General features: G+C 42.7%; 14 protein-coding genes. 12 read left to right on the plus strand and 2 right to left on the minus strand.

From position 1 onward, the window contains the following. The first annotated feature begins 114 nt into the window (after positions 1–114). From C5Z25_RS00535 to C5Z25_RS00550, 4 genes are all read left to right on the plus strand, one after another. On the plus strand, positions 115–5,727 hold the full coding sequence (locus tag C5Z25_RS00535; protein WP_105450702.1) for a beta strand repeat-containing protein: 5,613 nt from the start codon (positions 115–117) through the stop codon (positions 5,725–5,727). Between the two features lie 292 nt (positions 5,728–6,019). Then, positions 6,020–6,622, plus strand: coding sequence for a nitroreductase family protein (locus tag C5Z25_RS00540; protein WP_105450704.1), 603 nt, complete (start codon positions 6,020–6,022; stop codon positions 6,620–6,622). A 318-nt stretch (positions 6,623–6,940) separates the two neighbouring features. Continuing rightward, positions 6,941–8,476: a GH25 family lysozyme gene (locus tag C5Z25_RS00545; protein ID WP_199774919.1), complete on the plus strand. Its 1,536-nt coding sequence runs from the start codon at positions 6,941–6,943 to the stop codon at positions 8,474–8,476. Between the two features lie 148 nt (positions 8,477–8,624). Further along, positions 8,625–9,731 (plus strand): NAD(P)/FAD-dependent oxidoreductase, encoded by a 1,107-nt coding sequence (locus tag C5Z25_RS00550; protein WP_105450708.1) that lies wholly within the window; start codon positions 8,625–8,627, stop codon positions 9,729–9,731. On the opposite strand, the gene C5Z25_RS00555 is transcribed toward C5Z25_RS00550, so the two are convergent. Continuing rightward, positions 9,728–10,114: a ribonuclease HI family protein gene (locus C5Z25_RS00555; RefSeq protein ID WP_105450710.1), complete on the minus strand. Its 387-nt coding sequence runs from the start codon at positions 10,112–10,114 to the stop codon at positions 9,728–9,730. The genes C5Z25_RS00550 and C5Z25_RS00555 overlap by 4 nt on opposite strands. 35 nt (positions 10,115–10,149) lie before the next feature. Between C5Z25_RS00555 and C5Z25_RS00560 the strand changes: the two genes are divergently transcribed. The 8 genes from C5Z25_RS00560 to C5Z25_RS00595 all read left to right on the plus strand — a co-directional run bounded on the left by C5Z25_RS00560 (position 10,150) and on the right by C5Z25_RS00595 (position 19,459). After that, a complete protein-coding gene (locus C5Z25_RS00560; RefSeq protein ID WP_105450712.1) occupies positions 10,150–10,527 on the plus strand; it encodes an EbsA family protein in 378 nt (125 codons plus the stop codon). Between the two features lie 118 nt (positions 10,528–10,645). Further along, positions 10,646–12,301, plus strand: coding sequence for a formate--tetrahydrofolate ligase (locus C5Z25_RS00565; protein WP_105450714.1), 1,656 nt, complete (start codon positions 10,646–10,648; stop codon positions 12,299–12,301). A 140-nt stretch (positions 12,302–12,441) separates the two neighbouring features. Further along, entirely contained in the window at positions 12,442–12,891 is a 450-nt protein-coding gene (lspA, locus tag C5Z25_RS00570; protein WP_105450716.1) for a signal peptidase II, read from the plus strand. 20 nt (positions 12,892–12,911) lie between these two features. Next, entirely contained in the window at positions 12,912–13,835 is a 924-nt protein-coding gene (locus C5Z25_RS00575) for an RluA family pseudouridine synthase (protein WP_105450718.1), read from the plus strand. A gap of 125 nt (positions 13,836–13,960) precedes the next feature. Further along, positions 13,961–14,485: a bifunctional pyr operon transcriptional regulator/uracil phosphoribosyltransferase PyrR gene (gene pyrR, locus C5Z25_RS00580; RefSeq protein ID WP_105450720.1), complete on the plus strand. Its 525-nt coding sequence runs from the start codon at positions 13,961–13,963 to the stop codon at positions 14,483–14,485. A gap of 31 nt (positions 14,486–14,516) precedes the next feature. Then, positions 14,517–15,599: a carbamoyl phosphate synthase small subunit gene (locus C5Z25_RS00585; protein WP_105450723.1), complete on the plus strand. Its 1,083-nt coding sequence runs from the start codon at positions 14,517–14,519 to the stop codon at positions 15,597–15,599. Beyond that, complete coding sequence (locus tag C5Z25_RS00590; RefSeq protein ID WP_234002757.1) at positions 15,596–18,163, plus strand: carbamoyl phosphate synthase preATP-grasp domain-containing protein; 2,568 nt, start codon at positions 15,596–15,598, stop codon at positions 18,161–18,163. The genes C5Z25_RS00585 and C5Z25_RS00590 overlap by 4 nt, the downstream gene beginning before the upstream one ends. Before the next feature lie 225 nt (positions 18,164–18,388). Further along, positions 18,389–19,459: a GDSL-type esterase/lipase family protein gene (locus tag C5Z25_RS00595; protein ID WP_105450725.1), complete on the plus strand. Its 1,071-nt coding sequence runs from the start codon at positions 18,389–18,391 to the stop codon at positions 19,457–19,459. A gap of 61 nt (positions 19,460–19,520) precedes the next feature. Here the strand turns inward: C5Z25_RS00595 and C5Z25_RS00600 are convergent, their stop codons facing one another. After that, on the minus strand, positions 19,521–19,925 hold the full coding sequence (locus tag C5Z25_RS00600) for an iron chaperone (protein WP_370447204.1): 405 nt from the start codon (positions 19,923–19,925) through the stop codon (positions 19,521–19,523). Positions 19,926–20,382: the final 457 nt, after the last annotated feature.

Consider the following 20,382-nt stretch of genomic DNA (forward strand, 5'->3'; position numbering starts at 1 on the left):
GCTGACTAAATTAAGTGGTAACGTTTAAATAGTAGAACCTATGAACGCAGAGTAGCGTTAGCCTTTTTAGTAATGAGCTACTAACAAATAATTATCTGAGGGAAGTTAAGCCAGATGCACGATGAGCAACTAAAAAAACAATTGATAGCAAAGAAAAAGTGGTTATATACCGGGATTACAGTCTTAGGGATTGGCGCCGAAATTGGCTTGACTAATGGGGTAATTGCTAATGCAGCGACTAGTACGACAACAACTGTGCAGACTGCAACGACCAGTGCTTCTTCAGCAACTGAACAAACGCCAAGTCAAACTGCAACGCGTAATCAAAGTAGTGCTGATAGTCAGACGACTGCTAACACGGCATCTTCAACCGAGGAGGCCAGTTCAACTGTATCAAGTGCTAGCAGTAATGCTGTCGCTAGCGCTGCTTCGACTAGTTCGGCAACCAGCCCAACAAAAGCTAGTGCCGTTTCAACGTCGACCAGCACAGCCCCTGTGGCAGTTGAGGCACAAACGAGTACTGCAACGGTGGCTTCAACCGAAAGTAAGGTTGCTGTTGCTACCACATCAGCCGCAGTTACGCCTAACAGTACCCATGGGCAACCAGCAACGGTTGCAAGTCAGGCGGTGCTAGTTACAACGGCTCGGTCAACTGTCAAAACTTTAAAAGTGACTGCGACAGCGGATGACGTATCTGATTTTAACTTTAGCTTAAATACAGCCGGCACAGCTTATACAGTAACTGGTTACACAGGTGCGCGCCAGAAACAAAATGCGGGTGGTCAAACGCCAGCGTCTGGTTACCAAACAGCTATCACGATTCCGGATACTTATAATGGCCATGATGTGACGAGCATTGCTGATAATGCTTTCAATAATGATGGTTCCGAAAATGATAATTTAACAATTGTTAGCGCTTTAACAGCGGTGACTTTTGGTAAAAATATTCAGACAATTGGTGCGAATGCATTTCAAGCTAACCAACTCACAGCGGTTAGTTTGCCAGATTCGGCTTGGTCAATTGGTGATAATGCCTTTGCTGATAATAAAATTACGACGGTGACGTTACCGGCAGTGACCCAAATTGGGGCGAGTGCCTTTGCTAATAATGCGATTAAAGTGGTTGATTTACCAACACAGACCTGGTTAATTGGGGCCAGCGCCTTTGCCAATAATCAATTAACGACAGTGACATTTCCTGGGGTAACAGTGATTGGAGCGAGTGCCTTTGCGAATAATCAATTGTCAGGAACCTTAATGCTACCAGCGGCACTAACGACAATTGGGAATCAAGCTTTTCTGAATAATGCGTTGACGGGGTTAACGATGGGAGCGGCAGTCAGTTCAATTGGGACAGCGGCCTTTGCCGGTAATCAGTTGACGGGGACGTTAAGTTTGCCGGATACGCTAACTTCAATTGGGGATCAAGCTTTTCTAAATAATCAATTGACAACTTTAACGTTAGGCCAAGCAATTAAGACGATTGGTGACTCAGCTTTTGCGGGCAATCAACTGGCGGGAACCTTAGTTGTACCAGCAACGCTAACCACAATTGGGGATCAATCTTTTTATCAGAATGACCTCACGCAGCTCATTTTGGGGTCGAGCGTGAAATCAATCGGAACGTCAGCATTTGCGAATAACCAACTTAGTGGCACGCTAGTTTTATCGGCTGGATTAACTGATTTGGGTGATGCGGCGTTTGAAAACAATGATTTGACACAGGTTAGCTTTGGCAGTCAGCTGGCTGAAATTAAGGCAGCAACGTTTGCCAATAATGCGTTGACGGGGACCTTAACCTTAAATAATGGCTTAACGACGATTGATGAACAAGCTTTTTACAATAATATATTGACTGGATTAGTATTGGGAGCTGATGTAACGACAATCGGAACGTCGGCCTTTGAGGAAAATCAACTCACTGGTCAACTCATATTAGATAATGCTTTAACAACAGTTGCTGACCGGGCCTTCTATGGTAATCAACTGACAGAACTCACATTAGGTCGTTCTGTTAATACGCTGGGGGTTTCGGCTTTTGAGGATAACCAATTAACTGGCAACTTAATATTAGATGTGGCCTTAGTCACGATTAATAAACGGGCTTTTTATGACAATCAACTAACGGGGCTGACTTTTAATCAGGTTTTAACGATGGTTGGCACATTGGCATTCGCTGACAATAAGCTTACTGGTGCGTTGGCGTTGCCGACTTCACTAGTGACGGTGGAAACGGGTGCATTTGAAACGAATCAGATTACGAGCATTAGTTTTGGCGGGCTAACGACGATTAATGATGCGGTTTTTAGTCATAACAAGTTAAACGTGTTGGTGATTCCAGCTGGTATTACTTACATTGGTAATCAGGCGTTTGAAGCTAGTGGTGTCACTGCTTTAACTTTAGGTGCCGGGGTGACATCAATTGGGACGTCGGCCTTTGCGAATGATAATATCAGTGGGACATTGAATTTACCAAGTACGCTATTGTATATTGGCGACCAGGCGTTTACCACCAATTATTTGGCAGCATTGACCGGTGGGACCGCAGTTAAGACGATTGGTACTGAATCCTTTGCGAACAACCAGCTGACGCAGCTAAGCTTAGCTGATAGTGTGACTGATATTGGTCAGTCAGCGTTTGAAAACAATCACTTAACAACCCTCCAATTAGGTCGAGGGTTAAATAATGTTTCCGAACGAGCTTTTGCGAATAATGACCTGCAGCAATTAAACGCTACCGCCGCAGTTAACCAAATTTTAACGGCAGCATTTGCTGAACAGACTACTTTGACGGTTACGGTAGCCGCAACGGCAACGACAGCGGTGGGGATTAAAGCTGCACTGATTGCTAAGCTTGGTTTGAATAATTTAGATTTAGCCGGTTTAACCTTGACGATGGACGGTCAATCTTTAGCATATGATGAAGCCACGGATACGTTAACCTTGCCAATCACGGTAGCGGCACTAACTAAGGCTAGTGATGCCAGTTTAGCTGTTACGTTAACGTCGACGGGAGCTGGTCAATACGGTGTTAATACTTTGACGTTAAATTTGTCACCAGAGATGGTTACAGCGGTGGTCGACATTCCGAGTAATCTAGGGGTTCAATCGGTTAACGCAACGGGTGAAATTGGTCGCACTATCCAAATTACAGTGCCGGTGGAGACCGGCTATACGGCGGATAAAATAAGCGTTGCTGCCATGGTGAACCCAGATGGGACGATTATAACTGATGAAGTAATTGTCTATACAGGCAATCAAGTGACTAGTGACGTCATGATTAGCAGTAATTTAGGCAATCAGCTTGTTCGATCAGTAAGTGGCCAAGTTGGTAGTACTGTATCGGTAACTATTCCAGTAGTGACTGGCTATACGGCGGATAAAACTAGTATAACAGCAGTGGTGAATTCAGATGGGACGATTACGACTGATGAGGTAATCGTCTATACAGGTAATCAGGTCACTGGTGATGTCATGATTAGCAGTAATTTAGGCAATCAGCTTGTTCAATCAGTAAGTGGCCAAGTTGGTAGTACTGTATCGGTAACTATTCCGGTGGAGACCGGCTATACGGCGGATAAAACAAGCGTTGCTGCCATGGTGAATCCAGATGGGACGATTACAACTGATGAAGTAATTGTCTATACAGGCAATCAAGTGACTAATGATGTCACGATTAGCAGTAATTTAGGCAATCAGCTTGTTCGATCAGTAAGTGGTCAAGTTGGTAGTACTGTATCGGTAACTATTCCAGTAGTGACTGGCTATACGGCGGATAAAACAAGCGTTGCTGCCATGGTGAACCCAGATGGGACGATTACAACTGATGAAGTGATTGTCTATACAGGCAATCAAGTGACTAATGATGTCACGATTAGCAGTAATTTAGGCAATCAGCTTGTTCGATCAGTAAGTGGTCAAGTTGGTAGTACTGTATCGGTAACTATTCCAGTAGTGACTGGCTATACGGCGGATAAAACTAGTGTAACAGCAGTGGTGAACCCAGATGGGACGATTACAATTGATGAAGTGATTGTCTATACAGGCAATCAAGTGACTAATGATGTCACGATTAGCAGTAATTTAGGCAATCAACTTGTTCAATCGGTAAGTGGTCAAGTTGGTACTGCAATCGAGGTTGTCGTACCAATAATGGCAGGTTACACCGCGGATAAGACTAGCGTTGTTGCCATGGTGAACGCTAACGGAACAATAACAACTGATGAAGCAGTTGTCTATATGGGTAATCAGGTCACTGGTGATGTCACAATTAGTAGTAATTTGGGTGATCAGTTTGTTCAATCAGTAAACGGACAAGTTGGTGGTACCGTACTAGTAAGCGTTCCAGCTGTGGCCGGCTATACCGTTGATAAAACTAGTGTGGTGGCTGTAGTGCATGCAGATGGCACAATTACAACTGACGAGACAATTGTATATACGGGTGATCCAGTTACCGGTGATGTGACGATTGACAGTAATTTAGGTCATCGAGTTGTTACGGCGGTAAGCGGACAGGTTGGTAGCACGGTATTAGTAATAGTACCTGATGTGGCCGGTTATGCTGCTGATAAAAACAAGGTAATGGTAACCGTGAACCCCAATGGCACAATGACAACTGATGAAACAATTGTCTATACGGGTAATCGGGTTATTAATGATGTTACAATTAGCAGTAACTTAGGTCATCGACTTATTCAAGCAGTGAGCGGTCAAGTTGGTCGTACTGTGTCCATAAATGTTCCAGTAGTGTTTGGCTATACCGCTAACAAAACTAGTGTGACAGCCGTGGTGAACGCCAATGGCACGATTACGACTGATGAAGCAGTTGTCTATACGGGTAATCAAGTCACTAGTGATGTCATAATTAATAGTAATTTAGGCAATCAACTTGTTCCAGCAGTGACTGGCCAGGTTGGGGGCACTGTACTAGTAAGCGTCCCAGCTGTGGCCGATTATACCGCAGATAAAACCAATATCACGGCGATCGTGAATCCCAATGACACGATTACGACGAAACAAGTCATTGTTTATACCGGTAATTATGTGACTGGTGATGTTCTTATTAGGAGTAATCAAGGTAACCAATATGTAACTGCTAGCGGACGAGTGGGGGCTGTTATCCAAATTGCAGTGCCAAATTTAATCGGCTATACAGCTAACAAAACTAGTGTAACGGCTATGGTGAATACGAATGGGACAATCACGACCAGTGAAACAATTTCCTATACGAGTATACAGGTCACCGGTGGTGTGAAAGTTACAAGTAGTTTAGGCCAACAAGCTGTAAAAAAAGTTAATGATCAAGTGGGGACCAATGTCCTAGCTACGCTCCCTAGAGTTAAAGGGAATATGGTCAAACCTGTAGTCGTGCTAGCACGGGTTCATCCCAATGTTATAGCTAAAGGCAAACTGCAGATTATGAATACTGTCGATATCATTAGCCGTTTGAGATTAGGCAATCGATTGAATTTGCAACAATTGACGACATCGCGTCGGCAAGTTTCACACCTGATAGGTAATCGATCGTCAACGCTTTCAGCAATGCCGTATTCGAAGGTGAAAGTTAATCAAGCACCAAAACCTGCACAACCGATTAAATCTACTAATCAAACTATTTTGCCTAAAACTAATGAAGCTAGGATAAGTTGGCGTTGGTTAGGATTACTAACTTTAATTGTAATTAGCATGATGGAAGTGAAATTACGGCGCCGTTTTAACGAACACTAAATGAGAATCGGAACTTTTTATTGACTAATGGGTGGCGAAATTAAACTAGTTGTTATTAACAAAAATCAATATTCATCGAAACCAGTCAATACTAGCAATAATATAATAATGATAATTTTAGTGATGGTGGGCAGGCATGACTGGCAGTGATTAAATCGAAATATCGGTTTGGTACAATGCCAATTATTAATCCGTTAAAGAGGATAATGCAAAAAAATAGAATAAAACGCTTTACTAACTAAAAGTAAGTGATATACTAAAATTATCAAACAAGTAAGGAAGTCGATCATTCATGGAAAATCAATTCATTAATCTACAAAGTAAACGTCGCTCAATTTATGCCCTAGGTAAGAATTTAACGCAGGCTAATGCCGACTTGGCTAAATTCATTGAAACTGCGATTAAAAATGCACCTTCAGCTTTCAACAACCAAACTGTTCGGGCTGTGATTCTATTCAATCAATATCATGATCAACTTTGGGACATGACTGCTGATCGGTTGAAATCAGAAGTGCCTTCTGAAGCAGCGTACCAAAAGACAGTCGAAAAATTAAATGGCTTTAAAGCGGCTTATGGTACCATCTTGTACTTTACAGATACTGATATTGTTAAACAAAATGAAGCTGATTTTCCATTATACGCGGCTAACTTTGCTGATTGGTCAGAACAGGGTCAAGGTAATGCTCAATATAGTGTGTGGACGGCGTTAGCTGAAAATGGGATTGGCGCTAATCTTCAACATTACAATCCACTAATCGACGACGGTGTTGCTAAAGCTTATGATATTCCAGCTAACTGGAAATTACGGGCTGAAATGCCATTTGGCTCAATCGAAGCTGGTGCCGGGGATAAAGAATTTATGGCGGATGCTGATCGATTTAAGGTTTTTGAATAAATAAATAGTTTAATAATGCTAAAGAGTCAATTGCCTAGTTGGTAATTGACTCTTTTTTTGTAAGTGAAATGGTGCTTGTAATCAATTTGTAACTGCGGATAGCAGTTTTCGCATTGAATGATTAATAAATTTTGTGTATTATTAAGTATAAACATTTATGTAAAAAGACTTTTTATGAATGTGAACAATCACAATTTATTTGTAAACATTTTGTAAAATCATTGATACATGTTTGTTGCTAAATTTCAATATTTTATTAGTATTATTAACAAAGTAATTGTTATTTACATATTTTTTAGTTGGAAAGGTGAATTTAGTTTGAAAGTAAGAAAAGAATGGGGTTTACTCCTCATGGGATTGAGCTTTTTGTTAGCTATCGGCGTGTCAACGAAAGCGTCAGCGGCTGTACCAGACATCTCTGAATGGCAAGGCCAGTTGACTAGCACGCAGGTTAGCAGTTTAAAGTCACAAACCAGCTTTGTTATTAACCGGGTTCAGTATGGGTCTGGTTATGAAGATATTTATCATAAGAGTAATGAAAACTTGTATGTTAAATACGGTGTGCCATTTGGGTCATATGATTATTCGACGTTTACGAGTACAAGCAGTGCGGTAACCGATGCAAAGAACTTTTATGCACGTTCAAATAAAAATACGAAGTTTTACGTATTGGATTTTGAAACAACGTCAATGAATAGTTCAACTGCGAATGCGGCAGTAAAGGCTTGGTATACTGAAATGCGTAAGTTAACGAGTAAAAAGTTAATTTTCTATTCTTACCAATCATTTGCGACCACCTATGCCAATACCGCGCGTCAAAGTTTTGATGCCCAGTGGATTGCGAACTATTCATATCGACCAACGGTTTCGTTCTCATTATGGCAGTATTCAAGCAATTACTATTTATCAGCGTTAAATCAATATGTTGATAATAATTTGTTTGATAGTGCGTCAGTATCCAATTATCATCCATTGAGTTGGTGGTTGAATACTAGTACTGCCAAAAAGACCTATGCCTACAGTAGTTACAAGACGGGTCAATATGCTTATGTCTATTCAAAGGCTAGCATGTATTATGATCGTAGCAAAGTTCCAAGTTCAGCCAAACAAAAGATGTACAAAATTACCGCAGTTAAGTCAGTGACCAAGAGTAATTCCAAACAACTCGTCTACTTGTCAGGGTTGAATCAATGGGTCCTTTCACAAGATGTCGGTGGTTATTGGGGTCAAGGTCAAAAGGGCACCTTTACCTTAAACTACAATGCCAATGTTTATAGTAACGCGGCGCTTTCGACTAAGTCAGGCCGGACTCTTGCCAAAGGTGCCAAGGTAACCGGAACTGTTGTTAAATATGGTAAGTTGTACCGGGTTAAGTTAGATGGTGGTGGTTACATTACTGCCGCAGTGCAAGAAACTAACTTCACCCCAGCACCAAAGGTTTATGCCTATAGTAGCTATAAAGCTGGACAATACGCTTACGTTTATTCGAAAGCTAGCATGTATTATGATCGCAGTAAAGTTCCAAGTTCAGCTAAGCAAAAGATGTATAAAATTACCGCGGTTAAATCAGTAACCAAGAGTGATTCCAAACAATTGTTGTACTTGGCCGGACTAAACCAATGGGTCCTTTCACAAGACGTTGGCGGTTATTGGGGTCTTGGTCAAAGCGGGACGTTCACTTTGAAGTATAATGCCAATGTTTATAGCAATGCGGCACTTTCTACTAAATCTGGGCGGACCCTTGCTAAAGGGGCTAAAGTATCCGGGACAGTTGTTCAATACGGTAAGTTATATCGGATTAAATTAACTACAGGTGGCTATATTACCGCTGCAGTCCAAGAAACAAATCACTAACTTAATTAAGTTAATTTAAAATGGTCTTGTCATGATGATGGCAAGATCATTTTTTGGTTAAGAAAATCTCAAACCAATTTTATTCGCTAAAGCACGCTAGCAAGGGTATGCTAAAATAGAAACTAACATGGGTGTGGAGGTAGTCAAAATGCGAAAACAGGTAACGATTATTGGTAGTGGAATTGTGGGAGCTGTTACGGCGTATTATTTAAGTGCAGATCCTAATCTAAGCGTCACTATTTATGATGATGGAATTGGACAGGCCACTAAGAATTCGGCGGGGATTATTTCACCATGGTTGTCAAAGCGCCGCAATCAACGTTGGTATAACCTTGCTAAAGCCGGGGCTGCCCTTTATCCAGAAATTGTTGAAGCAACCCAGATGGGGTATTCTGTCTATCAACAGTCCGGGACGATTGTCACGCGGCATGATGCAGCCGATTTACAAGCCTTATATGAGTTAGCAGTCAAGCGGCATCAGGATGCACCGCAGATGGGGACGATTACGCAATTGACCGCTGAAGAAGTGCAAGCCAAAATTCCGTTATTGACGCAGCCACAACCTGGCGTCTTTGTGAGTGGTGGAGCGCGCGTTGATGGTGATAAGTTTGCCCATAATTTATTGAAATATGCTGAAAAGCGTAATTTAATTCGGCATAAGGGCAAAGTTACCTTAGGCGATCAAGGCCAACTATTAACGCCCCATGGGCAACAAGCTTATGATACGTTGATTTTAGCAGTGGGTGCCTGGTTGAAGCCACTATTGTTACCAATGCAAATTGTCGCCGATGTGCGTCCGCAAAAGGGGCAATTAATTGAGTTACAATTGCCAGAAACTTGGGGGGATGAAGTCCCAGTTTTAATGCCAGAAGGTGAACGCGATTTTATTCCATTTACACGTAGCAAGTTAGTCGTTGGCGCAACCCATGAAAATGATATGGGTTACGACATTCAAGCGTCATCGTTGGTTGAAGCTGATTTATTTGCGAGCGCTGTCAAGTTAGATGCCAATTTAACGCACGATCAAATCAGCCAGGTTAAGGTTGGTACCCGCGCGTATACCCGCGATTTTGCCCCATTCTTTGGACCGTTGCCAGACAATCCACATATTCTAGTAGCGAGTGGTTTGGGTTCTTCTGGATTAACGACGGGCCCAATGATTGGCAAGCTATTGGCAGATTATGTGCAGACTGGCCGTCATGATTGGGATCAATATCAGTTACCGATTGAGACTTATTTGGAAGTTGATGATTAAGCCTTTAAGTGTAGGCCTTGCTGGGCCAATTGATGTGCACCATGATTTTCACTTTCGGGAATCCAACGAGTAATGACGACTTGGCATTGATCTTGTAAGTGTAGTAAGGTTTTTAGCTCAACTGAGAAGCTTTTGCTATAAGCTTTACTGACGCTTTCAGCGACCACTTGACTGTCGGTAAAAAAGAAGACCGCTTGATTGGGTCCATAGGTGTCTAAAATCAGTTTAAAACCAGCGATGGCAGCTAAAAATTCGGCGGTGTGATTATCACTAGGTGGTAAGACTTGCTTGAATTGATGTTGTTTACCAGCCTCAACCAATAAAATTCCGGCGGCGCTTTGGTGATTGGCCGGGGTAGTGGCAGCATCCGTATATAATTGCATGTTTAAGCACTCCATTTTGAAAGGATTTTAATATTTTGAATAATTCTAAGCATACCTTTAAATACCAACCAAATCTATCTTCCAGCTTAATTGTTTGGTCATGGACGCTGATCATTCTAATGGGCACGATTATTTGGTGGTTAGAAACATTAAAGTTTAAATGGCCATTTGTCTTATTAGGGGTCATCTTTATTGCGGCGTGTGCCGTTCAAGTTGGCCTACGACGCGTTTCAATTGATCGTAATTTAATGATTTTTAGTACGGTCTTAAATCGGTCTTGGCTCGTTATTCCGCGCGACCAACTTGAATCAGTGACTAAAGTTCGCGGCGGAATCGAAGTTAAAATTGATGGGAATGCCTATCGATTTTTAATGCCTAAAAAGAGTTGTCGGGCGTTACTTGATTTAATTTAAGTCAATAAATAACCGAACTTTAAACGTGATGATAAAATAATTGTTCCGTGTTTTGTCGTTTTTTAGTCTGAAAACGGTTATACTAAACTTGTAATATGACAAAAGGGGCGGATTTTGAATGAAAGACATCGATATTGCACAACAAGTAACACCCGAACCGATTACGACCATTGCGGCCAAAGCTGGTCTAACCAGCGATGAGATTGACCAGTATGGGAGTGCGAAAGCTAAGTTGAAGTTGCCATTGCCTAAAAAGGCGACACAACGAAAATTAATTTTGGTAACGTCGATTAATCCAACGCCTGCCGGTGAAGGTAAGTCCACTGTTACCATTGGGCTTGGCGATGCACTAACAAAGTTGGGTAAGTCAACCATGATTGCGCTACGGGAACCATCCTTAGGTCCAGTCATGGGCATGAAAGGTGGCGCAACTGGCGGTGGTTATTCGCAAGTTATTCCGATGGAAGATATTAATCTTCATTTTACCGGGGATATGCATGCCTTGACCGCTGCTAATAATACGTTAGCCGCTTTAATTGATAATCATATTCAACAAGGAAATACCTTGGGATTGGATCAACGTCGTATTCAATGGAAGCGCACATTAGATATTAATGATCGGGCATTACGCCGGATTGTGATTGGATTAGGCGGTCCCACATCAGGGGTCCCACGTGAAGATGGCTTTGATATTACGGTTGCCAGCGAGTTGATGGCAATTTTATGTCTTTCAAAAAACATCGCAGATTTAAAACGGCGAATTAATCAGATTGTGATTGGCTATACGCATGACCGGCAACCAGTAACTGTGGCTGATTTAAAGGTGGGCGGTGCAATTACGCTGCTCTTAAAAGAAGCGTTACGGCCTAATCTGGTCCAAACATTGGCGCATACACCGGCGATGGTCCATGGTGGGCCCTTTGCTAACATTGCCCACGGCTGTAACAGCGTTTTAGCAACTCAAGCTGGCTTGAATTTGGCCGATTACACGGTCACTGAAGCTGGTTTCGGTGCCGACTTGGGCGGCGAAAAGTTCATGGACATTAATGTGCCGGCGGTTGGTCAAGCGCCGGATGCCGTGGTGATTGTTGCAACGATTCGAGCGTTGAAATTACACGGTGGCGTCGCTTTGGCTGATTTAGCTACCGAAAATGTGGTTGCGTTGAAGCAAGGGGCAGCTAATTTAGGCCATCATATTCAAGCGATGCAGCAATATGGTATTCCAGTCGTTGTTGCAATTAATGAGTTTACGGCAGATACGGCAGCTGAAATTCAAGCGGTTCAGGACTACTGTTCAGCACTAGGGGTTGACGCAGTCTTGGCCGATGTCTGGGGACAAGGTGGTGCCGGCGCTACTGATTTAGCAACGGCGGTCGTTAAGTTGGCAGATCAACCAAGCACTTTCAAACCGTTATATGATAACAATGACTCCGTTGAAGCTAAAGTTATGGCAGTTGTGACCAAGATTTATGGTGGTGCCAACGTCGAATATAGTGGTAAAGCGAAACGACAACTACGTGATTTTGCCAAGTATGGTTGGGATAAATTACCAATTTGTATGGCTAAAACGCAATACTCATTGAGTGATAATCCGAAGTTGTTGGGGGCCCCAACCGGGTTTACGATTACGGTACGCGAATTCGTGCCTAAGTTAGGCGCCGGCTTCATTGTGGCCTTAACTGGCAATGTGTTAACCATGCCTGGATTACCGAAGCATCCGGCAGCATTAGATATGGATATTACTGAAGACGGTCAGATTTCAGGATTGTTTTAGACGTTAAGAAGTGTTTGGGCCAAGCCCAAGCGCTTTTTTTGACTTGTTATGGAAAATGAAATTTACGGTGGAAGACCACTTACTAACTTGTGATTGTCTGGTATAATTAAACAAGTTTAGCGGATTGTGAGGCGTGAAAAATGTGGATTTATTGGGGTCTAATGTTTATCTTGGTCATCATTGACCAAATTATAAAATCAGCAGTGGTACGTCAAATTGCTTTGGGTGCGACTAAAACGGTGGTACCTGGCTTATTTTCATTAACTAATTTACATAATAGTGGTGCAGCTTGGAGCATACTGCAAGGCAAAATGGGCTTTTTCTACTTGATTTCCATCGTCGCGTTAGGCGTCATGGTCTATTTATTATGGCGCTTACGGGAACATCGACTTTATGAATTTGGAATTGCATTAATGATTGCGGGGACTTTAGGTAATTTTATTGATCGAGTCCGTATCGGTTACGTAGTTGACATGTTTCAATTAGATTTCATTAATTTTCCAATCTTTAATTTTGCGGATTCATGTTTGACCGTTGGCGTTATTCTCATTTTGATTGCCGTTTTGCGAGATGATACGTTCGATAAATAGCACTAAAAGGAGTTAAGAATTTGGCAGGGGCAACGACAGAACAACAATTTAAGGTTAGTCACGAAACGGGTCGGTTGGACAAGGTCTTGGCGGGATTACAAGCAATTTGGTCACGTTCACAAATTGACAAACTAATTAAGACGGCGCAAGTGACCGTTAATGGTCAGCAGCAGCCGAGTAAGTATCAGGTTCAAGCTGGTGACCAGATTGTGGTAGCGGCCCAAACCGTGCAGACGACTGAATTGATTCCAGAGAATATCCCGTTAGACATTGTCTATGAAGATGATGATGTGATTGTGGTCAATAAGCCGCAAGGGATGGTAGTGCATCCGGCACCAGGACATCCAGATCAAACACTGGTGAATGCCTTGCTTTATCATAGCCCGTTGTCCACGATTAATGGCGAATTTCGGCCAGGGATTGTTCATCGTATTGATAAGGACACTTCAGGGTTGCTAATGGTCGCTAAAAACGATCGAGCCCACCATGCATTGGCGGCTCAGTTAAAGGCTAAAAAAAATTTGCGAGAATACTGGGCGTTAGTGCATGGTGTTATTAAAGAAACCACTGGGACGATTGATGCACCACTTGGTCGGTCACCCAAGGATCGAAAAAAACAAGCAATTGTCAAGGATGGTCGGCAGGCAGTGACCCATTTTGAGGTATTAAAACGTTATCAACACTACACGTTAATTGCTTGTCGACTAGAGACCGGGCGGACCCATCAAATTCGGGTGCATTTACAATCTATCGGTCATCCCATTGTTGGTGACCCGTTATACGGCCCGAAAAAAACAATTACTGGGCATGGCCAATTTTTGCATGCCCGGACGTTAGGGTTTGAGCACCCCGTAACGGGCCAATTGATGCAATTTGAAGCGCCGTTACCAGCCATCTTTACGGCGACTTTGGCGAAGCTTGACAAAACGGATGCAACTCATTAATCTAACAGTAAAGATAGTCCTTTAATCCGGTCCAGTGAGACTGAAAGGCAAACGGGAACCATTACCTTTGACGGTCGTGACAAGTTTAATGTCCGACCGTCTTTATTTTAAATTAGGAGGCCATCATGCAAAAAGAAGTAGTGGATTCTATGGCAATGAAACGAGCTTTGACGCGAATTACGTATGAAATTATTGAACAAAATAAAGGCATTAAAAATGTGGCGTTAGTGGGCATTAAAACCCGTGGCGTATACATTGCACAACGGATTGCAGATCGACTACGTCAGCTTGAAAGTGTGACGATTTTAGTGGGTGAGTTGGATATTACTGCTTTTCGTGATGACCAGCCAATGGTGATTACGGCAGCGCCAACCGACTATCAATTGGATTTTGATGTGAGTGGTAAAAAAGTCATTTTAATTGATGATGTTTTATTTACTGGTCGAACGATTCGGGCTGCCTTAGATGCCCTAATGGGCGGTGGCCGGCCGTTAAGTATTTCGCTGGCTGTATTGGTTGACCGTGGTCATCGGGAATTACCGATTCGAGCTGATTTCATTGGCAAGAATATTCCGACTGCGCGCCAAGAACGCATCAAAGTTTCAGTGACCGAAGTTGATGGTCATGATGGTATTGAAATAATTAATTAAGTTTCATATTAAAGGATGAGAAGGGATCGACATGGCAGACCGCTATTTGATTCTTGAAGACGGCAGTGCCTATCTTGGTGAGGGTTTTGGATCACCAGCGGTTTCTACCGGTGAAATTGTGCTAAACACTAGCATGACGGGCTATCAAGAAATTATTACAAATCAAATTTATCATAATCAAATTATTGCCTTTACCCAGCCAACGATTGGGAGCTATGGGATTAATCACGATAGTTATGAATCGATTTTGCCCACGGTTAAAGGCGTGGTGGTGCGTGATGTAGCAAGCATTTCAACCAATCGTCAGCGCCGCTGGTCACTTGATCAGTATTTAAAGCAGCAAAACATTCCAGGAATTAGTCATATTGACACACGGCATCTTGCCAAGCAATTGCGCGCGAGTGGCCCTATGAAAGCCAGTATTGTGGATGTTGCGGATGCTCATGCCTTTGATCAATTGGGCGCCACCGTTTTAACTAATCAGCAAGTTGCTGCTGTCGCGACCCCAAAGCCATTTCCTAATCCCGGAACCGGGCTAAATGTGGTGGTCGTTGATTTCGGGTTGAAACATGGTATTTTACGGGAGTTAAGCAAGCGTGCTTGCAATGTCACCGTTTTACCGTATACGGCTACGATGGAGGAAATCATTAATTTAGATCCCGATGGGGTCATTTTATCGACCGGCCCAGGGAAACCGCAAGACTTACCAGATAGTGTCTTAACGATGATTAAGAATGTCCAGACCCGGGTGCCGTTATTTGCTATTGGCTTAGGTCATGAATTATTTGCGATGGCTAACGGCGCTAAAATTATGAAGCTTTCACCAGAACATCACGGTGCCAACCATCCGATTCGCGAAGTGATTACGAATCAAATTATTTATGCATCGCAAGGTCAAGGTTTTACAGTTAATCCAGAAACTGTGGATCGTGACAAATTAATTACGACGTTTGTGGATTTGATTGATGGGACGATTCAAGGGTTACGTTATCGTGACTTCCCAGCATTTTCGGTACAGTTCTTTCCGGATGGTGCGCCAGGTCCAACTGATGCGCGTGATATCTTTGATGAATTTGTCGAATCAATGCAGCAAGCAAGGGGGCCGGTCTGGTGAATATAGACAGTCAAACATTACAAAAGGTTTTAATTATCGGCGCCGGCCATAATGACATCGGTCGTGAGGGCCAGCATGATGCGGCGGTTACTCAAATTGGACAAGCCATTCATAAACTGGGGATTGCGGTTATTCTAGTCGATAACAATCCATTTTCAGTGGCTGCGGAAAATAACTTTGCGGACAAAGTTTATCTGGAACCATTAACAGTTGCGGCCTTAACTAAGATTATTGAAGCTGAGCAACCAACCGGCCTTATTGCATCGTTAGGCGGCATTCAAGGCGTCAATTTAGTGCAAGGGTTGATTCGTAATAATGTTTTAAAAAATAATCAAGTTCGATTATTACAGTGGGATACTGAAACCATTGATATGGTGGTTAATCCAGCGCTAATGAGCAATCGGTTACGAGCCTTAGGTCAACCGGTGATTGCGTCACAGGTTGTGGCAAGTCAAGTCGAGGCTGACCAAGTGGTTAAAGCTGTGGGGTTCCCAGTGATTGTAAAAGCGGTTGCGCCCCGCATCGAAACTAGTCGGCAATTGTGTGAGGATGAAGATGATTTAGCAGTAGCATTATCACATGGGTTTAAACTCTCGGCGGTTAAGCAATGTATTGTGGAACAAAGTATCGTGGGCTATAAAGAACTTGAATTTGTTGGCATGCGCGATGTGAAAGATACTGCGTTACTAGTCAGTGGTATGGAAAATTTTGATCCGGTTGGGATTCATTCCGCTGATTCCATTATTTTTGTCCCGACCCAAACGATTACCGATCAGGAGTATCAGCAATTTCGATCAGCAACGTTAAAAATTATGCGGGCGTTACATTTAGTTGGTGCTTGTCATATTCAGTTTGCGTTAGATCCGACGACCCAACACTATTATGTGATTAAAGTGACCCCTTATTTTGATCGCACCATGGCGTTAGCTGCGCGGGCAACCGGTTATCCGATTGCGATGATTGCTGCGAGTTTAATGGTGGGGGTTAGTTTGGCAGAAGTTAAATTACCGGCTAATTATCGGAAGCAGACTGCTTTAATTGAACCGGTTCTCGATCACATTGTTTGCCGGATTCCAGTCTGGCCGTTTAACGTGTTAAAAAAGGTCAGTCACCAATTAGATACGGTTATGGAGTCGACGGGGTCAGTGATTGGGATTGGCCGTTCCACGGAAGAAGCGCTATTAAAAGGGTTACGTTCGACCGATGAGTCACGTTATCACGTCATCGCCAACCGACCACAGAATTATTCTGAAGGTGAATTAATTCAGCGTTTGATTCATCCGCAAGCCGGACGCATGTTAGTTTTATTGGAAGCTCTCAATCGAGGGTATCAAATTGACGAATTAGCTGAATTGACGAAGATAGATGCGTTTTACTTTTATAAATTACGTCATATCATCGAAATTGAAGAAGCTTTACGAGCGCATCCGTTAGATGTACATGCGCTGGGGCGTGCCAAGTATTTCGGCTTCACGGATGAAGATGCTGCAGCTGCCTGGAATGTTGAACCTAGTAAGGTCAGTCACTTTGCCATCGAGAATGAAATTCAGCCGACGTTTAAAGAAGTTGAACCAACCGCTGGCGAGTTTACTGAACAGACCAATACGTATTATTCAACATATGAGTTCGATAATGAAAGTCAGCCCATTGCTGAACGTAGTGCGCTGGTGATTGGTTCCGGTGCGAATCGTATTGGGACGAATCATGCCAATGACTATCTGATTTCGCAACTATTGTTCTATTTAAAGAAGGCCGATTATCGGCCAATTCTAATTAATGCGAATCCTAATAGTGTGGCGATGACGCCGCAATTAGCGACGAAACGGTATATTGAACCGAAACAGGTTTCAGATATATTGAATGTGTTAGCGATTGAAAAACCAAGTGTCATTTTTACCACGTATCATGATTATCGGTTGGGGCAACAATTAACCCAGCTTGGTTATCACGTGATTCAAATTAATAATAGCTTACCACGTGAACAGATTAAGACTAATGATTCTCCTGCCGTTGAAGTGATTACGGATGGTGAATCAGTCATGATTTTTGGCATTAGTGAGATTATTGCAGGCAATAATCTACGGACCAATGTGCATGGTGCCATCTCGGTTTTTCCAATTCAAGATAAGGCTGAAAATCAGGCGATTGATGCCTTACGTGATGAAATTAAACGGCGGGTACTGACTTTTGGGGTGCCCGGGTTATATACTGTCCGGTTAACGATTATTGATGAAGCGTTGCGCTTGGCGACGGTAGAACCAATGAGTCTAGCGACCATTGCCTTGATTAGTAAGGCCAGCGGCTCGAGTGTACCACGCTTGTTATTACACGTTAAGTTAGGTGAGCCGTTAGCCGATGTGATGTACGATTATCCAGATATAACGCATCTTAAAACGGTTTTTGTGCAAGCCAACACATTTCCTTACAATCAGTTACAAATATATGATGAAGCAGAAATTACAGGTGAGCCAGGGCATGCGACTGGGACGGTAATTGCCCATGGGGAGACGTTAAAAGCAGCATTAGCGGCCTTAAATGCTGGTAATGAAAGTACTGATTTCTAGTTAAAAACGTTGCAGCTATGCGATAATCGCAACTAAATGATTTTTAGGCCATCCCATAACTAATCAAAGTTAGGTTGGGATGGTTTTTTTGTTGCCAATTTAACTACAATAAATTAAAATTATGTAAACTACGGTTAATTTATGACCAGTAAACTTTCAAATAGTTGCATCCTAAGCGCGGGGTGATTAAACTGAGTTTATCATGAGGAGAGGTTGGGGATATAGATGGTTAAAGTCACCGCTTGGCGGCAAATGGTAGCAAATTTTCCTAATATTAAGGCGATTAATCAGGCGCATAAGCAAGTCGTTCAGATTAAACAATCGTTAGGGACTCACCGGCTAAGGCTAGAAATTGCCAATGATTTTGGGGCTACGGCTCTAGTTATCTCACAATTGGAAATCAGTTTGAATGATCGGACCGAGACCTTGCTGGGGCGGGTTAATGGTCAGGCCAATTTTTCTGTACCAGCTCATCAGCGCTGCTGGACGGATTGGCTAACGCTGACAGTGCAGGCGGGAGATTGGTTAAAGATAGTCACGGTCTCACCCACAACTAGCCCACAGACATTAATGCAAACTTTGGATCAATCACGGATTAGGCTGACATCGGCAGCGACGCAACGGTTCTTTGGCGTTGATGCGATTGAGATTGACCGCAGACAACCCGCCCAGCAACTCTTGTTTTTTGGTGATTCATTAACCAATCAAGGCTATTATTCAGCGGCGCTGACGCAAATTTTTACAACTCGGTTTCCAGACCAGTGGGGTGTGATTAATGGTGGAATTTCTGGCAATCGACTATTATGGCCAGGACACTCTACTTCAGTGTGGAGTCCTAGTTTTGGTGCGGCTGGGTTAGACCGCTTAGCGCAATTATTAGTTGAACAGCCAGTGGATCAATTGATTTTTATGGCGGGACTGAATGATTTGTTACATCCGGGGACTGGGTCACCGGTATCAGAACTCCCAACTGCCACTGAAATGATTGCAGGTTTATTGCAGGTTGAACAATTAGCAGCAAAAACTCAGACTAAGCTTATTCGGCTAACGGTGACACCATTTAAAACCAGCGTTATTGATAGTCAAGCTGGTTGGACAGCCGAAAAAGAGACACGGCGACAAGCAATCAATCACTATTTACGTCAATTTGACACTACAATTGACGTGGCAAGTTATGTAGCTGAACCAGCAGATTTAGCTAAGTTAGCGCCAAGATTTGATTGTGGCGACCATATTCATTTTTCGGCGACGGGTGGCAAGCTAGTTGCTGATTATATTGCCAGTCAATTGTGGTGAAATGAGAAACTCTAATTCGTTAAGATGTTGTTACTAGCAACTAATTAAATGGTTAATACAATTAGTTGGCTTTAGGACGCCAGAAAGTGGTAATTGTTTGTTTGGTGTCAAGATTGTACTGAATAGCTTGTTGTAGTAGCGAATAGTTAACAGAGTGACCATAAGTGACTTGCCAAAGCATGGTCGTAACACGGTCACCGCTAGCATTAATTTGGGGCGCGAAGTGGTCGAGGGTGATCTTTTCCAAAGCAATATTAAAATGTGGCTTGGCAACACTGAAGCCGACGATGAATGTGGCATGATGGGTAAACATTGTTTGATTCCAAGCATAACGCGGGGCAAGTTCTGGGAATGTTGTGACGACCCAGTTTAAGACAGTTATGACTTGTTCTCGATGGATTGTGTCGGGAATGGCGGTCGTGAAGGACTTAAAGACTGCTAATTTTGGCGCTAGCATGGTTGACATGGGCTTAACCTCTCACCTTATTTAATATTAGGCAAAGTGTAGCGAATTTACCTAGTAGCGTCAATCAAAGTTGCTTTATCCAGTCATAAATGATGGTAGGTGCCTACGATAATCTGAATTAAGACAAAAATAAAAAGGCTGCAGCTTTAAAAGTTACGGCCTTTTTATTTTGTTGTCGTTTAACCACTGACTGGCACGGTAAAGCAGCTCTTTAAGTTAAAGTTTCATAATTTAGCAAAATGAAGTTTGTAAGCCCACTACGATTCACGCCGTTCATTTTATGCGATTATTCAACCCGCTTAAGAAAACAGTTGCCATTGCCAAGTTGCTGGTAAATCAGTAGTATAGTGTACTGCCGGTGAGGTTACTTTTAGGTTGGTTTTCGTTTGATGTTGCAGATGTAGTCGTTGTTTTGGCATTAGTGTCAGGTCCCTTCATCATTGAATAACCTTAGTTT

Origin of the sequence: Lactobacillus sp. CBA3605, assembly GCF_002970915.1 — a bacterium.
GTDB lineage: Bacteria > Bacillota > Bacilli > Lactobacillales > Lactobacillaceae > Lactiplantibacillus.

Coding starts and splice junctions, on each gene's coding strand:
- C5Z25_RS00535 (WP_105450702.1), top strand. CDS start 115: ATGCACGATGAGCAACTAAAAAAACAATTGATAGCAAAGAAAAAGTGG.
- C5Z25_RS00540 (WP_105450704.1), top strand. CDS start 6,020: ATGGAAAATCAATTCATTAATCTACAAAGTAAACGTCGCTCAATTTAT.
- C5Z25_RS00550 (WP_105450708.1), top strand. CDS start 8,625: ATGCGAAAACAGGTAACGATTATTGGTAGTGGAATTGTGGGAGCTGTT.
- C5Z25_RS00555 (WP_105450710.1), bottom strand. CDS start 10,114: ATGCAATTATATACGGATGCTGCCACTACCCCGGCCAATCACCAAAGC.
- C5Z25_RS00565 (WP_105450714.1), top strand. CDS start 10,646: ATGAAAGACATCGATATTGCACAACAAGTAACACCCGAACCGATTACG.
- lspA (WP_105450716.1), top strand. CDS start 12,442: ATGTGGATTTATTGGGGTCTAATGTTTATCTTGGTCATCATTGACCAA.
- pyrR (WP_105450720.1), top strand. CDS start 13,961: ATGCAAAAAGAAGTAGTGGATTCTATGGCAATGAAACGAGCTTTGACG.
- C5Z25_RS00585 (WP_105450723.1), top strand. CDS start 14,517: ATGGCAGACCGCTATTTGATTCTTGAAGACGGCAGTGCCTATCTTGGT.
- C5Z25_RS00595 (WP_105450725.1), top strand. CDS start 18,389: ATGGTTAAAGTCACCGCTTGGCGGCAAATGGTAGCAAATTTTCCTAAT.
- C5Z25_RS00600 (WP_370447204.1), bottom strand. CDS start 19,925: ATGTCAACCATGCTAGCGCCAAAATTAGCAGTCTTTAAGTCCTTCACG.